The following is a 16,846-nucleotide window of genomic DNA, read 5'->3' on the forward strand; positions in this document are numbered from 1 at the left end:
TTACCCAACCCGACGCGGTAGCCGCGCCACCAGGGGGGTGTCCACTCCGAGGGGTCCGAGCGTGGCCGCGCCGCCCGGTGACCCCAGCGCGGCCTCCTGCCCCGGCAGTGGATCGGCGAAGAACGCGGCATTGTCGGCGAGGTGTTCGCCCATCTGCGCCGGGAGGTCGTCTTCGAAATAGATCGCGTCGACGGGGCACGCGGGGACGCACGCTCCGCAGTCCACGCACTCGTCGGGCTGAATGTAGAGGCTGCGTCCGCCCTCGTAGATGCAGTCGACGGGACATTCCTCGACGCAGGCGCGGTCCATGACGTCGACACACGGTTCACCGATGACGTAGGCCATGCTTCGGAGTTTACACAATCTATGATTGTATAAATTACTGACCAGGAGGGCTGTCATGACCACACCCGAGCTCGATGTCCGCACGTTGCCCAAGCCGGACAAACACCCCGCGATTTTCGCCAGATACGACGAGCTGCGGGTAGGAGAGTCGTTCGTGCTGGTGAACAACCACTACCCGAAACATCTGCTCGACGAATTCGAGATCGAACACGCCGGTGGCTTCGTCTGGGAACGTGTGGAGGACGGCCCGCCGCTGTGGCGGGTGCGGATCGGCAAACTGGCCTCCACACCCTTGCCGCGCGTGCTCACCGAGACCGGCATCGAGTCGTCCGGCGCCGACGCCGCCGGGGTCGTCTGGAAGCTGCCGCTGCGTCGACGCGACCTGGATTCCAACATCATCGGCCTCGCGCCGGAATCGCGCATCGCCACACACACGGGTCCCGATCTCGACGTGCTCGTGCATGTTCTCGACGGCGCGGGGACGTGCACGACCGAACTGGGCGAGATCGCGCTGAGCCCCGGTGCGCTGGTGTGGCTGCCGCGTCGGTCGCAACGCGCGTTCACCGCGGGCCCGCACGGTCTGCGCTATCTGACCGTGCACCAACGTCGTCAGTCGCTGCTGCTGGAACCGATCGCGCCACCAGCGAATCGAGCGGGGTCGGACTAACGTGAGATCCGCGCGAGCTCGAAAACCACGCACCGAGGTCGGGGAGACCAGGAGGTAGCAATGACCGCTCGACCTGCGGTGCGCGTGCGCAGAATCTACGAGGAACCGGCCGCCGATGACGGGGCCCGCGTACTCGTGGACCGGATCTGGCCACGAGGGGTCAGCAAGGCGGCCGCGAAGCTGGACGAATGGTGTCGACAGATCGCGCCGTCCACCCAGCTGCGCCAGTGGTACGGCCACGATCCTGACCGCTTCGCCGAGTTCACCGCGCGTTACCACCGTGAACTGGCCGATACCGAGCACGCGCAAGCGCTCGATCGTCTTCGCGACACCGCGGTCGAGCGCGGGCTCACCCTGCTCACCGCCACCAAGGATCCCGGAATCAGTGCCGCCGCCGTGCTGGCGGAGTTGCTCGGGGCAGCATCCGGTGTCGAGAGATGATGTCCGCTCCCGAAGCGAGTGCTATCGCCTGCCCGTGGGTTCCCATCCACAACAGTTGAAGGTTCTCCCACCATGTGCTGCGAGAAGTTCGCAGAAGTCTCCAGCGAAGGTTCAACGATAGTGTTGAGCAGGGCAGTCGCGGCGCTGACGATCGACACAGCGCTCCCGGTTCGTCGCCACCGGCCGTAGTGTGCGATCGCGGTGTTGATCAGTAATGGAGAAGCGCGCGCTGTCGATGTGTCGCTAGCGTGTGAACAAACAGCATTTCTGCTGGTTGACGGTGATGGGAGAACAATGGCCACGAAGGCGGTCGCGGACAGCCACGAGATAATTCGGGTGCATGGCGCGCGGGTGAACAATCTCCTCGACGTGAGCGTGGAGCTGCCGAAACGGCGGCTCACGGTGTTTACCGGTGTGTCCGGTTCCGGCAAGACCTCGCTGGTATTCGGGACGATCGCCGCGGAATCACAGCGGATGATCAACGAAACCTACAGCGCTTTCGTCCAGGGATTCATGCCGTCGTTGGCGCGGCCCGACGTCGACGTGCTCGAGGGCTTGACCACCGCGATCATTGTCGACCAACAACGGATGGGCGCCGACCCGCGCTCCACGGTCGGCACCGCCACCGACACCAATGCCATGTTGCGGATCCTGTTCAGCCGCCTGGGTACCCCGCATATCGGTCCGCCCGGCGCGTTCGCCTTCAATGTGGCCTCGGTGCAGGCCAGCGGTGCGATCAAGGTCGACCGCGGGGTGGGCAAGTCGAAAGCGGTGCGGGCGGACTTCTCCCGCACCGGTGGAATGTGCACGCGGTGCGAGGGACGAGGGTCGGTCACCGACTTCGACCTCACCCAGCTCTACGACGACGCCAAGTCGCTCAACGAGGGCGCGCTCACCATCCCCGGTTACAGCGTCGACGGTTGGTACGGCCGCATCTTCAGTGGTTGCGGATTCTTCGACCCGGACAAGCCGATCCGTTCGTTCACCAAGAAGCAGACCCATGACCTGCTGTACAAGGAGCCGACCAAGATCAAGGTCGATGGCGTCAACCTGACCTATGAGGGGCTGATCCCGCGCATCCAGAAATCGTTCCTGGTGAAGGACGTCGACGCGATGCAACCGCACATCCGTGCCTTCGTGGAGCGGGCGGTCACCTTCACCGTGTGTCCCGACTGCGACGGCACGCGGCTCAGTGCGCACGCACGCTCCTCGAAGATCAAGGGAATCAGCATCGCCGACGCGTGCGCCATGCAGCTCAGCGACCTGGCCGAGTGGGTGCGCGAACTCGACGAGCCCTCGGTGGGGCCGTTGCTGGAAACTTTGCGCCAGACCCTCGACTCGTTCGTCGAGGTCGGACTCGGCTACCTGAGTTCGGATCGGGCATCGGGGACCCTGTCGGGCGGTGAGGCGCAGCGGGTGAAGATGATTCGTCACCTGGGTTCCGCGCTCACCGATGTCACCTACGTCTTCGACGAGCCCACCGCCGGCCTGCACCCGCACGACATCCAGCGGATGAACGCCCTGCTGCTTCGGCTGCGCGACAAGGGCAACACGGTGCTCGTGGTGGAACACAAACCGGAGACCATCGCGATCGCCGACCACATCGTCGACCTCGGCCCCGGGGCCGGGTCCGAGGGCGGCACCATCTGTTTCGAAGGCACAGTCAAGGGGCTGCGGGCCGGAAACACCATCACCGGAAAGCATTTCGACGACAGGGCCGAGGTGAAGGATTCGGTGCGTGAACCGACGGGCGCACTCGAAATCCGGGGCGCGTCCACGCACAACCTGCGCGACGTCGATGTCGATATTCCACTCGGTGTGTTGACGGTAATCACGGGTGTCGCGGGGTCGGGCAAGAGTTCGCTGGTGCACGGGTCGATTCCCGCGGGCGCGGAGGTGGTTTCGGTCGACCAGGGCGCGATTCGCGGGTCGCGGCGCAGCAACCCCGCCACCTACACGGGCTTGCTGGAGTCGATCCGCAAGGCGTTCGCCAAGGCCAACGCGGTGAAACCCGCACTGTTCAGCGCCAATTCCGAGGGCGCGTGCCCGACCTGCAACGGCGCCGGGGTGATCTACACCGACCTCGCGATGATGGCGGGGGTGGCCACCACCTGTGAGGACTGCGAGGGCAAACGCTTCCAACCCGCGGTGCTGGAATACCATTTCGGCGGCCGCGACATCAGTGAGGTGCTCGCGATGTCGGTGGCCGAGGCGGCGGAATTCTTCGGCGAGGGTCCCGCCCGCACGCCCGCCGCGCACAAGATTCTCGAACGGCTCGCCGATGTCGGTCTCGGCTACCTGCGACTAGGACAACCCCTCACCACCCTGTCCGGTGGTGAGCGTCAGCGGCTCAAGCTGGCCACGCACATGGCCGAAAAGGGTGGAATCTACGTTCTCGACGAGCCCACTAACGGCCTGCATCTCGCCGATGTCGAGCAGTTGCTGGGGCTGCTCGATCGGTTGGTCGACTCGGGCAAGTCGGTGATCGTCGTCGAACACCACCAAGCGGTCATGGCACATGCCGATTGGATCATCGATCTCGGACCCGGTGCCGGTCACGACGGCGGAAGCATCGTCTTCGAGGGCACTCCCGCCGAGCTCGTCGCCAAGCGCTCCACGCTCACCGGCGAACATCTTGCCGACTACGTCGACGCGTGAGTCCTGGCCACCAGCGGCCGCCCGATCGATCGCGGCCGTTCATGGCTCGTAACCCGCAGATACCGCCACCGTCATGAGAACCGAGACCGTGCGGGACCCTCACCCAGATCGCCCAGCGCAAAGGGCTGAGCCGCTCGGCGGGTTCGGCGGGACGGGGGTGACCCTTGCGACTACTGGTCGCGTTTGGCGGCTGTGGTCGAAGTGAGGCGCGGGGGAAGTTCGCGGCCCAACAGCTTCTCGGCTGCACGGCGATTCACTTCGTCCTGTCCAGGTGTCAGCCTCGCCCTGCGTGCGTGCCATGTTTCCTGCGTCAACGCACTCACTGCTCGCCTCCCTTCACTATTGATGCGACACGGCGACTGGTGACGTAGCGGTATTGCCTCAGAGACCGAGTTTCGTGACCGCGTTGTCCTCCAACGGATTCGCCGTGCGGATGTAGCCGTGGACGGTGCGCGGGTTGGACCAGCGGCCCTGACGCATGATCTCGCGGTCGCTCGCGCCACCGAGCGCCGCCTGGGTGGCGAAGCCCGCGCGCAGGGAATGTCCGGAAAACAGGTCGGGGTCGAGGCCCGCGCGGGCAGCATAGCGTTTGACGAGTTCCGCGACGGCGCGCCCGGACATCGCGGTGGCACCGATCGTGCCGTGCCTATTGATCGTCGGGAACAACGGCAGGTCGGGATGGTGGGCGAGGGGAGTGCCGGTGAAGCCGTGGCAACGGTGGATCTCGGGATCCTGCGAGTTCTCGTCGAGCCACGCGCGCACGCCGAGAGTTTCCTCGGAGACCTGGATTTCGAGCAGTCGCACCCAATCGGCGAACGCGCACACCGGGCAGGTCTGTGGGCGGCGCCCGCGCGGCAACGCGACCCGCTGCTCCGCGACACCGGTCGGGTCGGTCTTCGTGCTCGGCAGATGAACCAGCAGAATCGGTTCGCCGGTCCCATGATCGATGCTCACCCGAACATCGGCCACCCGTAGCCCCGCCAATTCGCTGCGCCGCAACGCGCCCGCGAAACCCATGAGCAGCGCCAAAGCGTCACGGCGGCGGGCCGGTTCGGTCGGCCACCCCGGATCCGGCAGCCCCGCCAGCAGTTGGTCCAGGGTGTGCAGCAGTACCGGACGTTTGCGCGTCGGGGGAGTGCGGCGGGTGCGACGCATTCCGCGCAGCGTCAACCGCACCACATCCGAACGAGTGGGCGAGGGCAGACCGTTGGCCGCGTGCACGGCGGCGATCGCGGCCGACTTCCGCTCCAAAGTCGCTGGACTGAAGGCCCATTCACCATTCGGGCGGCGCGCGTCGGCGGCGGCCGCGAGGTACACCGCCACATCCAACGCGTCGGCGGGCAACGCCTGCCGCCCCTCGGTCGCACACCACCCCGCCCACGCCACCCAGTCCGTCCGATAAGCGCGCAGCGTATTCGCCGACTGCGAAGCCTCCAGATAACGCCGCAGAGCCGCCGCCTGCGTACCGTCGAATCGCTCCCGAACCAGCCGCAACGCCGCAGTATCGACCAACACACTGCGCACTCCATGCCGCAATTGCGTGCGCACCGAATCAGGCACCGCCACAACAGCATCCAGCTCAGCCACGGTGCTCCTTTCGCGGATGTGGTTGTCGTCGAACGACTTATCCCGCCAAGCCTATGTGTTGGGGCGTCGGATGTGCGGGAGCGGTGTGCGCGTCAGATTGGAATAGTGGGGTGAGTGGTTGTAGGCAAATAGCCGGTTTCGCATGATCCGGAGCGAGAATGCCCCTAAAAGTTGGTGGGTGATCTTGCTTCTACGGGTGAGTAGCATGAGTTATGTGGAATATGCATCAGAACATCAGGCTCTCCTGTCGCGATAGCTGGCGGTGAGTGATTCCGCTCGATGTTCGATGGCAACCAAACGGTTATCAGTGACCGTGCCGTAGAAGGAGGTACCGAGATGATTCCGGATGTGTATGGCTGGTTCCTGGATGCCTTGCGCTGGTTGTTTGTCTGACGAACGGGCGCGGTGCTCGCGGGGGAAACGCGCCCGCAGGCACCGCGCCGCCGTCGGGGGCTGAAGTCGACGCACGGCTGTCACGCATGTAGGTCGATGACTCGGCTGCCCGGTAGGCGGGCGACGGTAGCTCCCGCGCGACGGTTCAGTGCTGTGGGTGTGCGGGCGATCGGTTCATCGGTGTTTCGAGACGTCGTCGTCGGGCACTCGCACCCCGTGGCCTCGAACGGCGCCGTCGTTCTCGCAGGCCACCGCTCAAAGCATGCAGCGGACCGGTGGTCCAATCCGATCCGTTCGCCGACGAAAGGAGCGCACATGCCGCAGAACCTGCAAGGAAAGCGCGTCGCGATTCTGGCTGCCGACGGGGTGGAGCAGGTCGAACTCGTCGACCCGCGCGACGCCGTCCGGGATGCCGGTGCCGAAACGAAGTTGCTGTCGCTGCGTACCGGCGAGATCCAGGCCATGAATCAGGACGTGGAGAAGGGCGACACGTTCCCGGTCGACAGCGTCGTCTCCGACGTCAGCCCCGCTGATTTCGATGCCCTCATCCTCCCTGGTGGCACCACCAACCCCGACAAACTGCGCCTGGACTCCGGTGCGGTCCAGTTCGTGCGGGACTTCTTCGCCACCGGCAAGCCGGTAGGTGTGATCTGCCACGGACCGTGGACCCTCGTTGAGGCCGATGTCGTCCGGGGGAGAACCCTCACCTCCTACCCGAGCATCCGCACCGACATCCGCAATGCGGGCGGCAATGTCGTCGACGAAGAGGTCGTTACAGACAAGGGCCTGGTCTCGAGCCGCAACCCCGACGACCTCCCTGCCTTCTGCGCGAAAATCGTCGAAGAATTCGCCGAAGGCAAGCACCCGGTCCACCCGGAAGGCGCCACCGCGCCCTGAACGCTTGGATCAAGATCACCACGGCGTCCGGAGCCCAGCTGATGCCGTGGTGATCTGGTCTTCGTCCGAGGTCGTAGGCAGCCGGTCCGCCTGGCGATGGGGGCTCGTGTCTGGTCGTAGTCGGTCGAAATGCTAAGTGCCCATGACGAATTCACAAAACGCGCCGAGTTGGATTCCTCGATCACCTAACGGCCGCTCACATAATGGTTATTGCGACTCTTCTCGTAACGTGACGGAACGTAGGTGTGCTCCCGTTACGCCGAATCACGTTGCTGAGCAACGTTGCCAGCGCTTTTTGGCGGCTGTTCCTGCGCTGGTGCGGAGGCAAAGCGCCGCTGTGAGTTCTCATCCGAACATGACCGTCTCCGCGCGCATCGCGGGAGCGTGACGCCGCCCGCCCGGTTCAACCGCGCCTTCGCCGGAGGTCGGACCCGCTCGAATGCGAGCTCTTCACGAATCGGCTCGACGACGCTCGCCATACCCCAATGCCGTTCGACCCGATCATGGCGCGCCATAAGTCGATCACCCACCGGTAGGCTCTCGCCCTTCCGCAGGATCCCGTCGGCATCCGCTGCGCGCCCGCCCGCTCAGCGTCTTCGGTAGCCGGATGCTCGATCAGCGCCCGCAGCAAGCCCCGTGATTCGTGAACCACTCCTGATCGTCACCTGACCACCTTGCTCCGCTACGGCCCGCTGTCGCCTCATCGCCAACCCGGTCCGCGAACGCGACCCTGCGTGCACGGCCGTCAAGATTCCGTCTGCGTCGTCGGATTCGAGGGGTACCCAGTTTTTGAACCATTGCGTAGCAGTTACGTTTCGTATGCAATAACCAAACGAAACGAAACACAATTGGGATTCTGACCGCCGATAATGTTCACTTATCGGTGGTCAGAGGGAATGCGCTCGGCGGCGGTCGATACAGGAACTGTCCTCGCTCGATCAATGTGATTCTGAATCATTGAATCTGATGTTCTACCGGACTTACCTGATGCTGGCCCAATAGAAGTGATGTCGCCATGGTTGTTCCGTCTTGATGGATCTCGGGTCGGCGGGAGTCCTGGACGTCGAGACCGCCTCCGGCGGCCTTGCTCAGAGTCTCGCCGGCATGGGCCCCGGCGGTATCGTCACGATGGGTGCAGCCGCTACGGTGGCGGAGTGCATTTCACGAATGGGGGATCGGTGATCGATCGACGTCCACTGGCCGGCTGGAGCCGCACCGCACCGACTGTCGCGCAGGTGCTGTGCAGTCCCGACATCGAAACGGTGGCGAAGGCCGTAGGCGAGGCAGGGCCACGCGGTGTCATCGCGCGAGGGCTTGGACGCAGCTACGGCGACCCTGCCCAGAACGGTGGCGGCTTAGTCGTCGATATGACCGTGTTCGATCGCATCCATACGATCGACCCGGACAGTGGTGTCGTCGATGTCGATGCTGGTGTCAGCCTCGACACGTTGATGCGGGCGGTTCTGCCGCATGGCCTGTGGGTGCCGGTGTTGCCGGGCACTCGGCAGGTCACCGTGGGTGGCGCGATCGCGTCGGACATCCACGGCAAGAATCATCACTCCGCGGGCAGCTTCGGCAACCACGTGCTGTCGATGGATCTGTTGACCGCGGATGGCACGGTCCGGACGATCGGTCCGGATGGCGCCGATGCGGAGCTGTTCTGGGCCACGATCGGCGGTATGGGTCTGACCGGAATCGTTGTGCGGGCCCGGATCCGGATGAAGCACACAGAGACCGCGTACTTCATTGTCGACTGCGACCGCACCCGCAACCTCGACGAGACGATGGAGCTGCTGACCGGCGGATCCGACGAAGGATACGAGTACTCGGTCGCGGTGCCGGACACGATCAGCACCGGCACGAAACTGGGACGTGCGGGGTTCAGCCGCGGAAACCTTGCCAAACTCGATCAGCTGCCAGCCAAGCTGCGCAGGAATCCGCTGCATTTCACTGCGCCGCAACTGCTTACAGTGCCCGACGTTTTCCCGAGCGGGATGGTGAACAACCTGACCAATCGGATCGCAGGCGAGGTCACTTACCGGGTCTTCGGCAAGCAGGGGCGGGGAATGATCCAAAACATCACCCAGTTCCTGCATCCGCTGGATGTGCTCGGGGAGTGGAATCGTGCCTATGGTCGCCGCGGCTTTCTCCAGTATCAGTTTTCGATGCCGTTCGGCGCTGAGGACCAGTTGGCCGATGCGGTGCGGGCCATCGCTCACTCGGGACACCGGTCGTTTCTGAACGTGTTCAAGCGCATGGGCCCGAGCAGCCGGGCGCCGCTGTCGTGGCCGCATCCGGGATACATGCTGAGCCTGGACTTCCCGCTCAAGTTGGGAGTGAACGAGTTCTGCGCTGATCTCGATCGGCGGGTGCTGGGTGCTGGTGGCCGCCTCTACTTTGCGAAGGAGTCGCGCACCACGCCGGAAATGATTCGAGCGATGTATCCGCGGCTCGAGGAGTGGCGCAAGATTCGTGACGCGGCGGACCCGGAGCGCGTGTTCGTCTCGGACCTGGCTCGCCGGCTTCGGCTGGTGGACGACGAGTTGGTCCCCGCACGCTGATGCCATCACCAAATGCCATCCGAAGGGGCGCGGCTGGCCGAATCTGATGCGGGTGTGTCGTGATCACTGCTCGACAGGGTGTCGGTGAGAGATCGGGAGCGGGGATGTCGTCTGGGTTGCGTGTCGTCGCAGGTGCGCGAACGGCCCAGCTGACGGGATATGAGCTGGTCTTCATCGACAGCGACGGCAGCGAGGCACGGTGTTCGCTGCCGGAAGCGGCCGGGATCGGTTTCGAGCATGTCGCGCCAGTTCGCTCGATCCCCTCGTATCAGGGCCAGCGCAACAATCCCGGTTTCTACTGGGCGGCAACAATGGCCGCGCATGTGGAGTTCGAGTCATGGCTGGAACGTGACGAGGCGATGGCGCTGGATTTCGATGCCGAGGTGACAGGGTTTGCCGCGCAACCATTCTGGTTGTTCTGGCCCGATGCCGGCCGGGTCCGCTCGCACGCCCCGGATTTCTTCGCCCGCCGCGCCGACGGCACCGGGATCGTGATCGACTGCCGGCCCGCAGACCGGGTGCGGCCCCGGGACGAGGCCGCGTTCACCGCAACCGAACGTGCGTGCGCTGAGGTCGGCTGGAGCTACCGGCGGGTGAGCGGGCACGATCTGATGTGGTTGGCGAACGTGGGCTGGCTGGCTACCGGCATCCCCGCTATCTGGTCGAACCGGTTGCGGCGGAACTGATGTCGGTGTTCGCGACACCGCTGGCATTGATAGAGGGAGCGCGGGAGGTCGGTGATCCGATCGCGCGGTGTTGCCGATGCTGTTTCACCTGTTGCGGTGCAGGGAGTTGACGACGGATTTCGGGCAGCGATTGGAGGCGATCTCGACGGTGGTGCGGCGATGACAGCGTTGCTGAAGGTCGGCGATCGGGTGACCACCCGGACCCGTGACTGTCTCGGCTTCGCCGACGATGGCGAACCCGGACGATCCCACCAAGTGCGAGACCAGGACTGCGGTGGCCGTCCCGTCCGGCGCCGACAGCCGCACCCGCACCCCCGACAACGCCGCCACCACGTGTTCGGTGTCGTCGTAGAGGTTTGGTGGGGCAGAGTCTCGAGGACGTTCCCGCCGAGGCCGCAGCGCGTGCTCGGGAGTGGGAACGGCATGTGATCGAGGTCGAGACCGGGCGACCGCCCAGCGCCGCACCGGATGCACTGCCCCGTCCACAATACGATCCGGCGACCACGACGGTGAGGCAACGCGAAGCGGCCAAGGCTGCCGAACTCACCGCGGCTGGCGTCGCCACCAGCGCGATCACGGTCCAGCGGATGCGGCACCGCTACCGTTCCGGCGGGTTGCGGGCCTTGGTGGACGGTCGGCTCACCCGGCCGATGACCCCCCACGGCCGCACCGATCCCCGGGTGGTCGAGGCCATCCGCGCCGCGATCGCGGCCGAGACGAACACCTCGACCGGCACCCGGGACCGGCTGCGACACCGGGTCCAGATGGCCCTGGCCGACAGCTACGGCGACGACGCTCCATCACTGCCGTCGAAAGCGACGTTCAACCGGCTGGTCACGTCGATGACCACCGGCCGGCACACCTTCGGATCGGCCAAGACGCGCCGCTCGGCAGCCAACCGGCCACCGGGCGCGTTCACCGTCACCTGGGCGTCGCGGCCGGGCCAGCATGTTCAAATCGACACCACCCCGCTGGATGTGTTGGCCGTCTTCGACGACGGTGTCGCCCGCCGCGTCGAGCTCACCGCCGCGGTCGACGTCGCGACCCGCACCATCGGCGCTGGGCTGCTGCGTCCGGTCGGCACGAAAGCCGTTGATGCGTCTCTGTTGCTGGCGCGGATGCTGGTGCCCGAACCGATGCGGCCCGGCTGGGCGGATTCGCTGCGGATGTCGGTGTCGCGGTTGCCGCACCGCAGCCTGGCCGACATCGACGCCCGCATGGCCGATGCGGCGGCCAAGCCGGTGATCGTGCCGGAGGCGAGCGGCTGCGACCGCGGCAAGGTGTTTCTGTCGGAGACCTTTGTCCGGTCGTGTGAACGGCTGGGGATCTCCGTGCTGCCGTCGTATCCGCGCACCCCGACCGACAACAGCATCGTCGAGGCAACATTCTCGGCGATGAATACCCTTTTCTGCCAATATGTTTCCGGCCATGTCGGCCGCGATGTCACCCGCCGCAGCCAAGACGCAGAGGCCGAAGCGGTGTGGTCGCTGGCGCAGTTGCAAGAGTTGTTCGACGAGTGGGTGCTGCACTGGCAGCGGCGTCCACACGAGGGCCTGCTCAGTCCGGACGCCGCCCGCGCTGTCTGCCAGACGCAGCACACGCAAGCAGTTCCTCACCGAACTCGGCAGACGCATGACCGGACAACTCAGACCCTACTGGCCACGACGCAACAGCGACCCCATCGCCACCTGGATGGACGGCCTATCCCGCGCCGGCACAAACTGGAACAACGAACGACCACCACGCGACTTCTACGCGCCTCAGAAATACTGAGCCACATTGCCGTCCAACAGACTCAGCCAATCTGATTCGTCCCAGGTCAACACGAACAGCATGACATCAGATCAACTGAGCCAGAACAGGAACTCGATCCCGTCGGACCTGGCCCGATGCAACCAATCTCGCCGTTCGGCCGTCCCGTCCGCGATGTGTTGCGCAGTGCCTAGGTTTGCGAGATCCGGCGGTGGTCGCTGGGGCGTGAGCCGCGTACCCGTTTGAACGCCGCGCTCAACGCGAATGCTCCGGAGTAGCCGACCCGCCTGGCGATGGCGTCGACGGTCAGGTCGGTGGTGCGGAGCAGTTCGACGGCAAGGGAGAGCCGCCAGTTGGTCAGGTAGGTCATCGGGGGGTCGCCGACCAGCGACGTGAAGCTTCGGGCGAACGCCGCTCGCGACAATCCTGTCGATGCGGCGAGGTCGGCCACCGTCCACGGATGTGCCGGGCTGTCGTGCATCAGCCGCAGTGCGATGCCGGTCCGGGGGTCGTCCAGGGCGCGCCACCAGCGCGGGGCATCGTCGAGCCAGCCGCGCAGTGCCGCCACCAAAATCAGGTCCAGTAAGCGTTCCGATACCAGCGTTTGACCGGATCGAGCGCGGGTCACTTCCTCGGCCATCACCTGCGGTGCCGGGATCGCGGTCCCGGTAGTCGGCACGACGAGGATGGCGGGCAGGGCGCGCAATAGGTGCTCGCTGAGTCCGTCTCGGCCTACGAAGGCACCACTGAGCAGCAGGGGACCCTCCTCGCGGTCGTTGTCGCCGCTGCCGCAGGAGCGTGTGGGCCCGGTGCCGCCGGGGCAATAGTCCGCAGCGGTGACCGTCCACGTCGGGCTCGACGACAGAGCTGACGACGGAGTGTCGCCCACGACGTAGGGCGCACCGCCACGCACCACCGCGATATCGCCCTCGGCGATGCGCACGGGATCTTGCCCGTCGGCCACCACCCATGCGTGGCCGCGCAGCATGGTGGCCACCATGAGCGGGGCACCGGTGGACATCCGCAGTGCCCAAGGCGGTCGCAGAACCGTCGGCCGAAACACCGCCCCACGGCCCCACACTCCCGCCAGCAGTTCGGAGACGGCATCCACCGCCGCGAGTGTAGACGCCGTGATATCACTCGGATCGTCCTGAGCATGGATGATCGCGTCTGGTCCCGGTTGACTCGGGACATGAACCGATCACCGATCCTTGTCACCGGCGCAACGGGGAAATCCGGGCGTCGCGTCGTCGCCCGGCTGCGTGCCGGCGGGATACCTGTGCGCGCGGCGTCGCGCACCGGCGAGCACCCCTTCGATTGGACCGACCCCGGCACCTGGGATGCCGCACTCGACGGCGTGCACGCGCTCTACCTGGTGCAGCTCAACGGAAGTCGCCTCGTCCGACCCTTTGTCGACAACGCGCTGCGCCACGGGGTCCGACGCATCGTCCTGGCCTCTGGCCGTGGCCTCGATGATCCCGACTACATCCGCGGCAACGGCGACATCCGAAACGCGGCGCTCGACAGCGAGGCCGCCGTACGCGACAGCGGCTTGGAATGGACGATCAGTCGCCCGGGCTGGTTCGCGCAGACCTTCACCGAAGGCATCTATGCCGACGCCGTCCGCGCTGGTGAGCTACGCCTACCCGCCGGTGACGGCGCCGCCAGTTTCCTGGACGCCGACGACGTCGCCGCGGTGGTGGTCGCCGCACTGACCGGGGACGACCACGTAGGTCGGACCTACGAGCTGTCGGGCCCGCGCGCGGTGACGCTCACCGAAGTGGCCGCCACCCTCTCCGAGATCACCGGACGCGCCATCCGTTATGTGCCGCTTTCGAGGCCGGAGTACGTCGCCGAGCTCGTGCGACAGGGGGTATCGGGTAAGGACGTCGAAGCTTTCGCCAACGTGGCCGAGTCGCTGCGGCTGCGGAAAGATGCGCACGTGTCCGACGGGGTGCAACGCGCCCTCGGCCGCGCACCGCGCACCTTCGCCGCAGCGATTCAGGGAGTCGAAGCCGTCATCGACCCGCCGGTTCGCCAGGGCCGCTGAGCACGCTCGTCGCCGAGGTCGATCACCCCGTGCGATGGCAGAATAGTGCGATGACGGCTGTCAGAAGTGATCGCTACCAAAGGGTCTCGACCCTTCTGGCCGCGCGCAGCGACGGCGAGCTCGCCGAACTCACGGCCACGGGTCGGCCGAATACCGTGGGGGTGGGCGGTGGCACGGCGGTTCTCGACGTGGAGGGCGTGTCGGTGTTCGTCAAGCGCATTCCGTTGACCGAGCGAGAACTCGCTCACTCGCATTCCACTGCGAACCTGTTCGACCTGCCGGTGTTCTGTCAGTACGGCATCGGTGGCCCGAGTATCAACGCGTGGCGGGAACTGGCCGCGAATGTCATTGTTACCGACGGTGTTCTGGCCGGTCGGACGCACTTGTTTCCGATGCTTTATCACTGGCGGGTTCTGCCTGGCCGGTCGCCGGTCGCCGCCGAACACGAAGACATCGATACGGTGGTCGCGGAGCAAGGGGATAGCCCGGCCGTGCGTGCCCGACTCGAAGCGCTGGTCGCCGCGCCGTGCAGTCTCGTGTTGTTCTGCGAGTACATCCCGTACCCGCTGCCGGACTGGTTGCGCGAGAACCCGGTCGGCAAGGCAGCGACGGTCGAGCGGCAGTTCGCCGACATCGTGACGTTCCTGAGTAATCAGGAGCTGCTGCACATGGACGGACACTTCGGCAATATTCGAAGCGACGGGGAACGGATCTATCTCAGCGACTTCGGTCTGGCGACCTCGCCGCATTTCGAGTTGTCCTCGGTCGAGCGTGATTTCGTCGAGCGCCACGTCACCCATGACGCCGACTACGCCGCCATGCGACTGGTCAACTGGCTGGTCACCGGTGTTTGTGGGATGCCGACGACGACCAAGGCCGAGTTCGCCGCCCGCAACGACTTCGTGTCTCGGTGCGCGGCCGGTCGCATCCCGCAGGACGTGCCGTCGGTGGTGGCGACGATTCTGGCTCGGCACGCACCGGCTGCCGCCGAAATGAACGCCTTCTACTGGAAGTTGTTCGATGGTGACTTCAGTGCGCGATACCCGACAGGTCGGGCTCGGGTACCGCAGGTCAGGGGATGAGCGAACGCGCGACGCGGAACCCGACGTCATCGACGCGGAAGGTGGGGTGACTGCGGCGGCGAACACCGGCACGGCAGCTCCAGTGCTCATCGAACCAGCCGCCACCGCGCAATACTCGGTACGTGCCGTAGACCTCGGGGTCGTAGAAGTCCCAGCACCATTCCCACACATTGCCGAGCGTGTCGTAGAGACCGAACGGGTTGGGTTGCTTGCCGCCGACATCGTGTGGACGTTCCTCGGAATTGCCTCTATACCAGGCGATCTCGTCGAGTGAGCCGTAGCGCGGCCCGGTGGTGCCTGCGCGGCAGGCACGCTCCCACTCGGCTTCGGTGGGCAGTCGGTATCCGTCGGCGGAGGTATCCCAGTTGATGCTTTCGCCGTCGTCGGGAAGGGAATAGACCGGTGCGAGGCCCTCGTGCTCGGACAGCGCGTTGCAAAACGTGATCGCATCCCACCAGGAGACTTCCGATACCGGGAGTTGGTCCCCGACGATCGTGCTCGGACGCAACCCGGTAACTCGTGCGTATTGCTCCTGGTCGACCGGAAACGCACCGAACCTGTAGGGAGGGAGTTCGACCACCCATGTGCGCTGGGTTCGCCGGTCCGACAGTTCCACCGGCCCCGCCGGAATATCGATCATCTGCGCTGCGTCCACGATTCGGCAACCATACTGACACCGATCGTGTGCCTTCCTACCCGCACTGGGAGAACGGTGATCGCGCGCGTGTACGTCGTCGCGTTGCGCGCTGACGCGACGATGTTTCGCGCGATTCCCCGGGTGCCGATCGGGGGCACAATACGTGGCGTATTCCGTGTCGGCGGTGCGGGTTTCGCGCCGCGCACCGGGTGGTGCGGGATGTATCGTCACCAACCCCGACCAGGACCCCTCGGCCGGTGCCGAGTTCGCCCGTTGCGATATGTCGGGGTGCGTCCCGGTCCGCGGCCCACGTCGCGTATGTGCGAGCGGAAGTGGCCGTAGGCAGACGGGAGCAGGCGGGCGGGCAGTCGCCGGGGTCCGGACCTTGCCGGGGCGAAGAATGCGGCGTTCATGGGATCAGCGGGAGGGATGTCTGCGGAAACGCTGGAGAAGGCGTGTCCTCAGCTCGCCTACGTGCGGTAGGCGAGCCGAGGACGGCGAGACAGGTGGTGTCGGTCAGATGCCGAAAGGTGCTGCGTAGCGGACGGTTCCGCCGGGCAGCGGTTCGGAATCCAGGCTCAGTGCCATCAATGCCTCGTCGGGGACCTCGATGCTCAGCCGAATACCGTAGTCCGATGCTCGAGTGAACCCGAACCGCGGATAGTAGGTCGGGTGACCGAGGACGATGACGAGATGCTCACCCGCCTGTTCGGCGGCCCCGAGCGCGGCACGGATCGCCGCGGAACCGGCTCCGGTTCTTTGGTATTCGGGCGGGACCGCGCACGGCCCCAGACACAACGCCGGAGTGTCATCGACGTGACAGCGAGTCAGCAGGGCGTAACCGACGGGCTTGCCGTCCGGCGCCGCGCTGAGAATCGAGAGGTCGTCGAGCCAAGCCGGGTCGTCGCGTAGGGCATCGACGAGGTCGGCTTCCTCCGCGGTGTCGAATGCGGCGAGGTTGATCTCGCGGATCGCGGGGATGTCGGCGTCGGTCTCGGCGCGAGTGATCCAGTTGGTGCGAGTGCTCACAACGGTGGTCTCCGTTTCGTGGTGCTGGGTTGCTCGGTGCGGGCGTCGGCAGGTCTTGGTG

At 65.6% G+C, this 16,846-nt stretch carries 15 protein-coding genes; 9 read left to right on the top strand and 6 right to left on the bottom strand.

Going from position 1 to position 16,846, the window contains the following annotated elements; translation table 11 throughout:
- Positions 1-345, bottom strand: coding sequence for a ferredoxin (gene fdxA / locus ABEA50_RS09625; protein ID WP_345494895.1), 345 nt, complete (start codon positions 343-345; stop codon positions 1-3).
- Between the two features lie 55 nt (positions 346-400).
- Here fdxA and ABEA50_RS09630 point away from each other — a divergent pair, with 55 nt between their 5' ends.
- The 3 genes from ABEA50_RS09630 (at position 401) to ABEA50_RS09640 (ending at position 4,111) form a co-directional block, all read left to right on the top strand.
- The gene (locus ABEA50_RS09630) at positions 401-1,012 is read left to right on the top strand and encodes a DUF2249 domain-containing protein (protein WP_345494896.1); all 612 of its coding nucleotides are present in this window, start codon (positions 401-403) and stop codon (positions 1,010-1,012) included.
- 60 nt (positions 1,013-1,072) lie between these two features.
- Complete coding sequence (locus tag ABEA50_RS09635) at positions 1,073-1,453, top strand: DUF488 domain-containing protein (RefSeq protein ID WP_345494897.1); 381 nt, start codon at positions 1,073-1,075, stop codon at positions 1,451-1,453.
- Between the two features lie 294 nt (positions 1,454-1,747).
- Positions 1,748-4,111 (top strand): excinuclease ABC subunit UvrA, encoded by a 2,364-nt coding sequence (locus tag ABEA50_RS09640; protein ID WP_345494898.1) that lies wholly within the window; start codon positions 1,748-1,750, stop codon positions 4,109-4,111.
- 381 nt (positions 4,112-4,492) lie between these two features.
- On the opposite strand, the gene ABEA50_RS09645 is transcribed toward ABEA50_RS09640, so the two are convergent.
- On the bottom strand, positions 4,493-5,698 hold the full coding sequence (locus tag ABEA50_RS09645; RefSeq protein ID WP_345494899.1) for a site-specific integrase: 1,206 nt from the start codon (positions 5,696-5,698) through the stop codon (positions 4,493-4,495).
- A 708-nt stretch (positions 5,699-6,406) separates the two neighbouring features.
- Here ABEA50_RS09645 and ABEA50_RS09650 point away from each other — a divergent pair.
- The 3 genes from ABEA50_RS09650 to ABEA50_RS09660 all read left to right on the top strand — a co-directional run bounded on the left by ABEA50_RS09650 (position 6,407) and on the right by ABEA50_RS09660 (position 10,235).
- Positions 6,407-6,988 carry a type 1 glutamine amidotransferase domain-containing protein gene (locus ABEA50_RS09650; RefSeq protein ID WP_345494900.1) on the top strand — a complete coding sequence of 194 codons (582 nt, stop codon included), beginning with the start codon at positions 6,407-6,409 and terminating at the stop codon, positions 6,986-6,988.
- Between the two features lie 1,154 nt (positions 6,989-8,142).
- Entirely contained in the window at positions 8,143-9,549 is a 1,407-nt protein-coding gene (locus ABEA50_RS09655) for an FAD-binding oxidoreductase (protein WP_345494902.1), read from the top strand.
- A 104-nt stretch (positions 9,550-9,653) separates the two neighbouring features.
- Positions 9,654-10,235, top strand: coding sequence for a TnsA-like heteromeric transposase endonuclease subunit (locus ABEA50_RS09660; RefSeq protein ID WP_345494903.1), 582 nt, complete (start codon positions 9,654-9,656; stop codon positions 10,233-10,235).
- A gap of 84 nt (positions 10,236-10,319) precedes the next feature.
- On the opposite strand, the gene ABEA50_RS09665 is transcribed toward ABEA50_RS09660, so the two are convergent.
- The gene (locus tag ABEA50_RS09665) at positions 10,320-10,568 is read right to left on the bottom strand and encodes a hypothetical protein (protein WP_345494904.1); all 249 of its coding nucleotides are present in this window, start codon (positions 10,566-10,568) and stop codon (positions 10,320-10,322) included.
- Positions 10,569-10,660: 92 nt separating this feature from the next.
- Between ABEA50_RS09665 and ABEA50_RS09670 the strand changes: the two genes are divergently transcribed.
- Positions 10,661-12,043 carry a hypothetical protein gene (locus tag ABEA50_RS09670; protein ID WP_345494905.1) on the top strand — a complete coding sequence of 461 codons (1,383 nt, stop codon included), beginning with the start codon at positions 10,661-10,663 and terminating at the stop codon, positions 12,041-12,043.
- Positions 12,044-12,177: 134 nt separating this feature from the next.
- Here ABEA50_RS09670 and ABEA50_RS09675 read toward each other — a convergent pair whose 3' ends face one another.
- On the bottom strand, positions 12,178-13,098 hold the full coding sequence (locus ABEA50_RS09675; RefSeq protein ID WP_345494906.1) for an AraC family transcriptional regulator: 921 nt from the start codon (positions 13,096-13,098) through the stop codon (positions 12,178-12,180).
- Between the two features lie 81 nt (positions 13,099-13,179).
- Between ABEA50_RS09675 and ABEA50_RS09680 the strand changes: the two genes are divergently transcribed.
- Complete coding sequence (locus tag ABEA50_RS09680) at positions 13,180-14,037, top strand: NAD(P)H-binding protein (RefSeq protein WP_345494907.1); 858 nt, start codon at positions 13,180-13,182, stop codon at positions 14,035-14,037.
- Positions 14,038-14,087: 50 nt separating this feature from the next.
- Positions 14,088-15,119: a serine/threonine protein phosphatase gene (locus ABEA50_RS09685; protein WP_345494908.1), complete on the top strand. Its 1,032-nt coding sequence runs from the start codon at positions 14,088-14,090 to the stop codon at positions 15,117-15,119.
- Here ABEA50_RS09685 and ABEA50_RS09690 read toward each other — a convergent pair.
- Together ABEA50_RS09690 and ABEA50_RS09695 are read right to left on the bottom strand one after the other, a co-directional pair.
- Positions 15,109-15,759 (bottom strand): formylglycine-generating enzyme family protein, encoded by a 651-nt coding sequence (locus ABEA50_RS09690; protein WP_345496502.1) that lies wholly within the window; start codon positions 15,757-15,759, stop codon positions 15,109-15,111. The two genes, ABEA50_RS09685 and ABEA50_RS09690, sit on opposite strands and share 11 nt — an antisense overlap.
- Positions 15,760-16,272: 513 nt before the next feature.
- Entirely contained in the window at positions 16,273-16,785 is a 513-nt protein-coding gene (locus ABEA50_RS09695; protein ID WP_345494909.1) for a GNAT family N-acetyltransferase, read from the bottom strand.
- Between the last annotated feature and the right edge of the window lie 61 nt (positions 16,786-16,846).

Origin of the sequence: Nocardia callitridis, assembly GCF_039543305.1 — a bacterium.
Lineage (GTDB): Bacteria > Actinomycetota > Actinomycetes > Mycobacteriales > Mycobacteriaceae > Nocardia > Nocardia callitridis.